This is a genomic window from Micromonospora sp. NPDC004336 (assembly GCF_053602615.1).
In genome coordinates this window covers 1-2,847 of the sequence record NZ_JBSGDY010000321.1, presented here as the reverse complement: position 1 = coordinate 2,847, position 2,847 = coordinate 1, and the positions used below count along the sequence as shown (strand labels likewise).

Genomic DNA, 2,847 nt, shown 5'->3' with positions numbered 1-2,847 from the left:
TCTACTTCGGCCTGGTCCGGGCGCTGGCCGAGGCCGACCGGCCGCTGTGGTCGCAGATGTCGTTCAGCGCCGCCGAGGAGAACTTCACCAGTTGCGCCCGGCACGGCATCGACGCCCAGGTCTTCTGGCCGGGCCTGGGCTATCTCCCCGTCACCGAGCTGGTGCTGCGCCGGCTGCTGCCGCTGGCCCACCACGGGCTGGACCGGTGGGGCCTGGCGGCGGCCGAGCGGGACCGCCTGCTCGGCATCATCGAGCAGCGCTGCCTGACTGGGCGCAACGGCGCGAGCTGGCAGGTGGAGACGCTGCACCGGCTGGAGTCCACCGACCACCTCGACCGGCCGGAGGCGCTTCGCGAGGTGGTGCGGCACTACGTGACGCTGATGCACAGCAACCGGCCGGTCCACGAGTGGCCCATCCCCTGACCGGGCACCCGCGTCAGGACGGCCCCGACTCCTCCCGCAGGTACGCCCCCGACACCTCGGAGCGGACGGTCCACCCGAGCGCGCCGTAGAGGGCGCGTCCGTCGTCGGTGGCGACGAGGATCCCCGTGCGCGCCCCGAGCCTCGCCCCGTGGTCGCAGAGCGCCCGCATGACGACGCTGCCCAGCCCGCGCCGCCGGTGGGCGGGCACCGTCTCGACCTGGTCGACGACGGCGAACTCCCCCGCGCCGGCGAGCCGCCCGGAGGCCGCCCTGCGCCCGTCCGCGTCGAGGACCGTCGCGACGACGACCCCGCCCTCGGCGACGACCCGGGTCACGTACGGTGCCGGCGGCTCGACCGTGCCCGGCGTCAGCGGCGCGCTCATCAGGTATCCGGCGCTGTCCAGCGTCCACCCGTCGGGCAGGGCGGCGCGCAGGCCGGCGCGGTCCCCGGCGACCTTGATCCAGGTGCCCGGCGCCGTCAGCTCGCGGCCGAGCCGCCCGAGCGAGCCGGCGTCGTAGGTGTGCAGCACGTGGCGTACCCGATGCCCCGGCAGGCCGACGTCGACGCGGAAACCGCCGGGGACGGCGACGGGGGCGGGAGTGCCCCGGGAGACGGCCCAGCCGCGCCCCCAGGCCGCCATGAGCCCGGGCACGGTCTGCGGCGGGTTTGCCACGGCGGTCCGGGCGAGCGCATCCGACATGGGTTGTCCTTTCGCGGCGACGTCGTTCCCCGGCCACCTTATTGCAAAGGTTTGGCAACAAGCGCGCCGCGGTGCCCGCGATCACCGGGCCGGCATCCCACCGAGGGCGGAGGCCCACTCCGGGCTCGGTGAGCTCCGGGCCGCGCCGCCAAGGCCGCCGGCCACGGCCGGGGCCGGGGCGACGGCAGGCTGGCGCCGTGGCCAGAGCCGGGGCTTACGCCGGGGCCGGAGCCGGGGCTTACGCCGGGGCCGGAGCCGGGGCTTACGCCGGGGCCGGGGCCGGGGCGGGGGCGGGGGCCGGGGCCGGGGCCGGGGCCGGGGCGGGGGCCGGGGCCGGGGCCGGGGCCGGGGCCGGGGCGGGGGCCGGGGCCAGGGCGGGGGCCGGGGGCCGGGGCTTATGCCGGGGGCCGGGGCCGGCTGGGCGCGGCGCCGGCGCGATTGCGCACGTTGGAAGAACCGGGCCAGCGGCGGTCGCCCCATGATGGAACGCGGACACCGGCCCGCCGCTCGGCACCCGGGACGCCGAGCAATCGCATTTACGTCCACCAATGACGGCGCGACGCCGGTCGCGGGTGCCGGCGCAGCGCCCGAGCGCCTTGGCGGCCCCTCCCCGCCGCCCGCCATCGGCCCCTCCCCACCCCGAGGAGCGCATGTGACGCAGACCCAGCGATCCCCCCAGCAGCCCACCGCATCCGTACCCCTGCGGCCCGACGCCCCGCGCACCGGAACGTCCGCGTTCGTCACCGGGCACTTCCCCCGGCGGCGCGGGCTGATCATCCTGCTCAGCGTCATCGGCGGTTTCCTGCTGACCGTGGTCTGGTCGGCCGAGTTCGTCGACCAGACCATCGGCGACAACGTCGCCAACACCCTGCTCGGTCACGACGCCAAGGAGACCCCCATCCAGGGCATCGCGGCCGGCGTCCTGTTCGCCTTCGTCTCCGGCATCGCGGGAACGTTCACCGCCTGCAACATCGCCGCCTTCGGCGCCCTCGCCCCGCTGACCGGCACCACCGGCAGCAGGTTCAGCAGGTTCGTCCAGCCGCTGAAACCGCTGGGCTGGATGTCGGTGGGCATGATCGCGGTGTCGGCCACCTACGGCGCGATCGTGGGGATCGTCGGCACCTCGATGCCGCAGTTCTCCACCGCCGCCAACACGCCCGGCAGCCTGTCGCCGCGCAGCATCCAGTCGATGGTGGTCTTCGGCGTGATCGGCCTGGTGATGATCTATCTCGGTCTGGCCGCGCTCGGCGTGGTGCCGGACCCGTTCGCCCGGATCGCCCAGCGCCACCCGAACGCACCGATGGTCTTCATGGGCGCGCTGATCGCCGGGTTCCTCATCGGACGGCCCTTCGCGCTGTTCCGGCAGATGTTCCGCGACGCCGCCGAGAGCGGCAACCCCCTCTACGGGGCGGCGGCGTTCACCCTCCAGTCGATCGGCAACATCGTCATCATGGCGGTGCTGTTCCTGCTCCTGGCCTGGCTGGCCGGCTCGCGCCTGCAACGCTGGTTCAGTGCCCGGCCGGCCCGGCTGGCGACCCTGACCGCGGTCGCCTTCATCGTCGCCGGCGCCTTCACCTTCCTCTACTGGGACGTGCGGCTGCTCGCCCGCCGCGAGATCATCCCCTGGTATCCGACGGCCCCCTGGTCCTGAGCGGACCGGTCGCGGGGCCGGGGCGAGGGTCTGCGGCAGCGGGTCGGGCGTGCCGAGCCACCACGTGTCGGTGC

At 75.3% G+C, this 2,847-nt stretch carries 2 protein-coding genes and 1 pseudogene; 2 read left to right on the top strand and 1 reads right to left on the bottom strand.

Features of this window, described 5'->3' with window-relative positions; translation table 11 throughout:
* Positions 1-422, top strand: a pseudogene (locus ACWENR_RS30335) (glutamate--cysteine ligase); the annotation flags it as partial.
* A gap of 13 nt (positions 423-435) precedes the next feature.
* On the opposite strand, the gene ACWENR_RS30330 reads toward ACWENR_RS30335, so the two are convergent.
* The gene (locus ACWENR_RS30330; RefSeq protein WP_452280366.1) at positions 436-1,122 is read right to left on the bottom strand and encodes a GNAT family N-acetyltransferase; all 687 of its coding nucleotides are present in this window, start codon (positions 1,120-1,122) and stop codon (positions 436-438) included.
* 652 nt (positions 1,123-1,774) lie between these two features.
* On the opposite strand from ACWENR_RS30330, the gene ACWENR_RS30325 reads away from it, so the two are divergent.
* A complete protein-coding gene (locus tag ACWENR_RS30325; protein ID WP_452280365.1) occupies positions 1,775-2,773 on the top strand; it encodes a hypothetical protein in 999 nt (332 codons plus the stop codon).
* Positions 2,774-2,847: the final 74 nt, after the last annotated feature.

Coding starts and splice junctions, on each gene's coding strand:
- ACWENR_RS30330 (WP_452280366.1), bottom strand. CDS start 1,122: ATGTCGGATGCGCTCGCCCGGACCGCCGTGGCAAACCCGCCGCAGACC.